At 38.9% G+C, this 6,597-nt stretch carries 3 protein-coding genes; 2 read left to right on the plus strand and 1 reads right to left on the minus strand.

Annotated features, from left to right (window positions below; genetic code table 11):
- Positions 1-380: 380 nt before the first annotated feature.
- The gene (locus NFR44_RS02415; protein ID WP_251440769.1) at positions 381-1,643 is read left to right on the plus strand and encodes a DEAD/DEAH box helicase; all 1,263 of its coding nucleotides are present in this window, start codon (positions 381-383) and stop codon (positions 1,641-1,643) included.
- Positions 1,644-1,921: 278 nt separating this feature from the next.
- Here NFR44_RS02415 and NFR44_RS02420 read toward each other — a convergent pair whose 3' ends face one another.
- Positions 1,922-4,372 (minus strand): DNA topoisomerase 3, encoded by a 2,451-nt coding sequence (locus tag NFR44_RS02420; protein WP_251440771.1) that lies wholly within the window; start codon positions 4,370-4,372, stop codon positions 1,922-1,924.
- Between the two features lie 129 nt (positions 4,373-4,501).
- Here NFR44_RS02420 and NFR44_RS02425 point away from each other — a divergent pair, with 129 nt between their 5' ends.
- Positions 4,502-6,103 (plus strand): peptide chain release factor 3, encoded by a 1,602-nt coding sequence (locus NFR44_RS02425; protein ID WP_251440773.1) that lies wholly within the window; start codon positions 4,502-4,504, stop codon positions 6,101-6,103.
- The last annotated feature ends 494 nt before the right edge of the window (positions 6,104-6,597 follow it).

Raw genomic sequence — 6,597 nt, forward strand, 5'->3', positions numbered from 1 at the left:
CAATACTCAAGACAAATATAGGAAACTATTTATATCTTTTCTTATCATTATCATTTGATATATCTTCTCTTTTACTCTAAAATATGCAAAAAATAAAACACTTATCAACCGATTATCAATTAAATAGTCATTCTCACTGAATTATTACTATATATTTTTAGCAAAAAAACTATGATTTTAAGTAAAATATATTAATTTTATACTTTTGTAGTCGATACCCCAACTATATTAAGACCAAAACTATAGCCATACTATAAGCTACGTTACTTATTATGGCCATATTACAAGCTATGTTACTTATGATATAATGAATATATAATTTCGCTAACTTAATCTTATATATGTAACATATATTAAACCACTTTAAAAGGAGTTCCTATATGAAATCATTTCAAACTTTAGGTGTAGTGCCAGAATTAATTGAAGCCTTAACCAAACAAGGCATTAAAGAGCCTACCCCTATTCAAGAACAAGCTATTCCACCAGCCTTCAAAGGTCATGATTTAATCGCTATGGCACAAACAGGCACAGGTAAAACACTGGCATTTTTACTGCCCGTACTGCAACGCATTAATATTGATGTATTTCAGGAGCAAGCACTTATCATAGCGCCTACGCGTGAACTCGTAAAACAAATCGCCGAAGAAGCCAAAAGTATTGGCGATATTCTGGGTATTGACGTGTTACCTCTTATTGGTGGCCGCACTATTGAAGGGCAATTACAACAATTAGGACGCCGTCCTCACGTAATCATCGGTACGCCAGGCCGTTTACTAGACCATGCTACCCGAGGCTCACTAATACTTGATACAGTCCGTCGTATCGTATTGGATGAAGCGGATCAAATGCTGCATATGGGCTTTTTACCTGATGTAGAATCCCTCATTGAACGAACCAATGCAAATCGTCAACTCCTGCTTTTCTCAGCCACTGTACCAGATAGAATTCGCAGTCTCGCCAAAGCATATATGAAAAAGCCTATGTCGGTAACAGTCAAAGGTAATAATGTCACCTTAGATACCATTGAGCAACGAGTTATTATGGTGAAACCAGAAGAAAAGCTTGAGCGTTTAATGGCACAAATTAGAGAAGATAATCCTTATTTGGCCATTGTATTCTGTAATAAAAAAGAAGGTGCCATTCACCTTTCTTATGAATTAACAGCTGCCGGCTTTAACATTGGCGAACTGCATGGGGATTTGACGCAAGGACGCCGTACTCAAATCTTACGTGATTTCGCCCGTGCTCGCACACAAATCTTAGTTGCTACCGATATTGCAGCTCGCGGTATTGATATTGAAGGTATCAGTCATGTATATAACTTTGACGTACCTCATGATGTTGATTACTACATTCATCGAATTGGTCGTACCGGTCGCGCTGGCACTAGCGGCATTGCCATTACTTATGCAACCCAAGCAGATGAACCTTGGCTACGTCGCATCGAACGCGCTATTGAAGCAACCTTAACTAAATACACTACCGATGGACAAGTTAAAACTAAAGGACGTGCCCAAGCACCTAAAAAAGCCGTAGCTAGTAAAAAGCCTGCTATCAAGTCTAATTATCAGGCCACTAAAGCTAAACGACATAAAGCAACCGGACATAAAGGAGCGAATACAAGACGTCGCCGCTCTCGCTAAATGGCGATTTAACTAATGTAAAAAAGACCGATTTTAATTAAAACTTTCTATTAATTAAAAGGGCTCTTAGCTGTAAACTTATGACAGCTAAGAGCCCTTTTATAAATAAAAACCTTCAAGATATAAGTCTACATTTACTTAAAAATAGTCTTTTTGTCATTTAACTAGTGAACGGGCGACGCCTTTTATACAATAGGGAAAAAGCCAATTATAGCTACAAGAAAATCATTGTTCGTAAGAACGTCAGTTTTCGGTAGATATAATTGGCTTTTTAATAATCAGGTAGAAAATTTAATAGGTTTTCCCTCCACATCCGCCACAATTGTTCTACACTGTGGTTGATTAGAGCAAGTCCAATTCACACGACCATTTCGTGTAATAGGCACTAAATACCCTTCATTACACCGAGGGCATTTATATGTCAAAGTTCCCTTGGCTTCTCCTTCTTTTAATGCATTAACTACTTGTAAATCAACTTGATCTTGTGCCCCATAAGGTACTCCGCCATCACCATTAAAAGAACTGCGATTAACACCACCTACAGGCTGTGTATGACGGCACTTAGGAAATTCTGTACAGCCATAAAACTCACCAAATTTACCTTTGCGTAGCTGTAACTTTCCCTGCCCACAAGCAGGACAATCGGCTAACTTACTTAATTCTTCTTCACTTAAACCCTGCCGCCCAGCTACACTATGACTGCCTTCGCCCCCTCCTAGCGAACTATCGCCAGTTAATGGAGCCTGTCGTTTCACCGTTCGTACGGTACTAGCAATATTAAACCCATCTGTATCTAAACCATCCATAGTAAGCCCATTGTTAGTTTTTTCAATCAGGCGTTTCAAAAATGCAACCTGATCCGTCAAAAATGAATCTAACGTATCAGCCCCTTCACTCATAGCCGCCAATCGCTCTTCCCACAAAGCGGTCTCATCAGGATATAACATTTCTTCTGGCAAGGCATCCACTAATAAATATCCTAACTCTGTAGGTTGAATGACTTTTTTCTTTCCTTTTACGGACATAAATTTACGATTGATTAACTCATCAATAATGGTAGCTCGAGTTGCTTCTGTCCCAATGCCAGATACAGCTTTTAATTGCTTTTTCAAGTCTTCATTTTTTACATACTTGTGAATTTCCTTCATAGCTTGTAATAATGTAGCTGCCGTAAAACGACTTGGTGGCTTTGTCTGCTTAGGATCAATCGCATAGTTATCCATAACTACGGTATCACCCTTTTTTACATTTGGTAATTCACCACTGTCCTCAATAACCGGTCCTTTTTTGCCTGTACTAGAGGAATCTTCATTTTCTTCGTTAGTATCCCCATCACTGGAATCAGAATCTGTGGTATCACCATTTTGTTCTGTCTTCTTAGGCTTTTGAAATAATGCTTTCCAGCCTAGCACAGTAATAACACGACCATGAGCAACAAACTGCTCTCCCTCTTGCCCTACGGTCAAGCGCGTTTGCTCATATTCATGTTCTGGATAAAATTGCCCAATATATGACTGCGCAATTAAGAAATAAATATTCCGTTCCATTTCTGGTAGCGTTGCCATATTACAAGCCACTGTAGTCGGTATAATGGCATGATGGGCGGTAATCTTCTTATCATTCCAAGCACGAGATTTAATAGTTTGGTCAGCGTTCTTAGCCCATTCACCAATAACCCCACTATTTTTGCTTAAATTTGCTAAAATACTCTGACGATCTGCATATTGGTTATTCGGCAAATAGTCACAATCTGAACGAGGATAGGTCGTTAATTTTTTCTCATATAATTTCTGTGCTGTATCTAATACTTGTTGTGGATCATAGCCATAAGCTTTACCAGCTGCTACTTGCAACGCCGATAATGATAAAGGTAGTTTTTGAGGCTCCTTTTTCTTAGTTTTTTCACGCTTTTCAATAATGCCTGTCTTACTATCTACTAACCGTTTAGCCAATTCTTCAACAATGGCTTTATTCAGCAAACGACCTTCTGGATCTAAACCAATTTGTTCATCTTTTGGCTGCCAGGTTGTCCAGAAACTACCATTAGCATGTTCATATAATACTTTTAAAGTAAAATAATCCACAGGTACAAAGTTGTCTAATTCTCGTTCCCGTCGCACTACAAGCGCCAAAGTTGGCGTTTTAACACGGCCAATAGGAAATGTGACTTTATTACCTTGACGACGCTGTTGCAATGTATAAGCACGGGATAAATTCATGCCAATTAACCAATCCGCCCGTGCTCTTGCTAAGGCAGATTGTTGCAAATTATAAAAATCTTTATTATCACGTAAGTCAGCTAAAGCTGAACGAATTGATTTCTCATCTAATGCGTTCAACAAAATACGTTTTACTGGCTTTGTATTATTGACAAACAATAAAATTTCATCAATTAGCAATTGCCCTTCTCTATCCGGGTCACCAGCATTAACTATTTCATCGGCTTCCTCAATGAGCTTTTTAATTGTATAAAACTGCTTTTCACTACTTTTAGTAATTAATAAGCGCCACTCATCAGGCACAATTGGCAAATCCGCTGCATTCCATCGCTTATAACGCTCATTATAGTCGCCAGGCTCAGCCTGTTCTAATACATGGCCGAAGGCCCATGTCACCACATCATCACCTTGTACAATAAAACCATCGCGTTTTTGTACACGGCTCTGTTCTGGCAAATATTTACTTATTTCTCGCCCCATACTTGGCTTTTCGGCAATAAATAATCTCATAGGCCCTCCTTTATCTGTTCTATTATACACTATCTTTGCGTTTCATAAAAGAAATCTACTTCCTTAATGACAACCAAGCATATTGTAGTATATAATTTTAAGGATAGATAATTTGTATGAGGTGACAACATGACATTCTTAGAAGAAGTAAAACGTCGGCGCACCTTCGCGATCATCTCGCATCCTGACGCCGGTAAAACTACATTAACGGAAAAACTACTCCTTTACGGTGGTGCTATTCACTTAGCAGGTTCCGTAAAGTCTCGTAAAACACAAAAATATGCTGTATCTGACTGGATGGAAATTGAAAAACAACGTGGTATTTCAGTTACAAGTTCAGTACTTCAATTCGACTATGATGGTTGCCGAGTTAATATTTTGGACACCCCTGGTCACCAGGATTTCTCAGAAGATACATACCGTACTCTTATGGCTGCCGACAGTGCTGTCATGCTTATCGACGTCGCCAAAGGTGTGGAAGCACAGACAAAAAAACTCTTTGCGGTTTGTAAAGAACGTGGTATCCCTATTTTTACCTTTGTTAACAAAATTGACCACTTTGGCCGTAATCCATTTGATTTAATGGAAGAAATTGAAAACTCCTTAGGCATTCGTGCAGTGCCAATGAATTGGCCTGTAGGGATTAATGGTGAATACCAAGGCATTTATGATCGTGAAACGCACACTGTTGATTTATTTGCCAAAGATGAAACCCACGGTCAGCAAAAATTAGCGTCCACTAAAGAATCTGTTGATGACCCAGCCTTCCGTGAACTCCTAGGTGACGAAGTCCATCAATCTCTTATTGATGATATTGAACTCCTAGATGTTGCTGGTGATGAATTCGATTTTGATCGCGTCCGCGCTGGTGAATTAACGCCTATGTTCTTTGGTTCTGCTATGACTAACTTCGGTGTAAAACCGTTCTTAGAAAAATTCCTTGATTTAGCACCGTCTCCAGCACCACGCCAAGCGTTAGAAGAAACTGTAGAAGCTTCTTCAGAAGATTTTTCGGCTTTTGTTTTTAAAATCCAAGCTAACATGAATCCAAACCATCATGACCGTATTGTATTCATGCGTATCTGCTCTGGCAAATTTGAAAAAGGCATGTCTGTTCTTCACCGCCAATCCGGTAAAACAATTCGCCTAGCACAGCCACAACAATTTTTAGCTACTGAGCGTACTATTATTGACGAAGCCTATCCAGGCGATATTATTGGTGTCTTTGATGCAGGCACTATGGGTGTAGGTGATACGCTCTGTGCAGCGAACCATAAAGTAACCTTTGGTGACTTCCCTGTCTTCCCGCCAGAGTTCTTTGCTCGCGTAAGTCCAAAAGACACTATGAAACGGAAACAATTCCAAAAAGGTATGACGCAACTAGCACAAGAAGGGGCCGTCCAAATTTTTGAACAGCCTCATTCCCTTGATTCCTTCATCGTTGGTGCTGTTGGTATGCTTCAATTTGAAGTATTACAATATCGTCTACGAAATGAATATGGCGTAGAACCTATTACCGATTCCCTACCATATAGCGTAGCACGCTGGGTAAAAGGCAATGTAGATATTAAACAACTAAAAGGGCTCGATAATGCTATGGCTGTAAAAGATAATCGTGGCCGTACGGTTATCTTGATCAGCAATGAATGGCAAATGGGTTGGGTGGTAGAGCGCAATCCTGACGTAACATTCCTTGAAACGCCACCGCTCAATGAGCACTTAAATGAATAATTACTTATAAAAGTTGTGTAATAAAGTATTTACACCACAACAAAACACTAAAAAACCTATCCGATTCGCAAACCTGCTACATGTAGCCAAAGGTATTGCTCTATGGGATAGGTTCTTTTATTATAATGAAAATTTAATACAAAATTTAAAATCAAAATATCTATTTCAAAAAACTCCTAATCGACAACAATACGAATTCTAGCTAATCCTTTGGCCCTTTGCAACCAAGGAGCGTTGTATCAAGATTGCGTAATGTTGTGGCGTATAAAGGCAAAGAAACCCCGACCATGAACGAGGTAATATGCATAGCACTTATTTTCAGACATAGTCAGGGTTTCTTTATATATATTTTAATTACTTTTTAAAAGGCTCTGTCACAACAAATGGTTGATTTTTGACGAGAAATAGCGTATAATAATAGTAAGAAACAGTACCACCGAAGGAGGTAATTGGATATGCCTACTATCAAAGACGCATTAGATATTATCGGTAAG

It is taken from the genome of Veillonella intestinalis, from assembly GCF_943193155.1.
Taxonomy (GTDB): Bacteria; Bacillota; Negativicutes; order Veillonellales; family Veillonellaceae; genus Veillonella_A; species Veillonella_A intestinalis.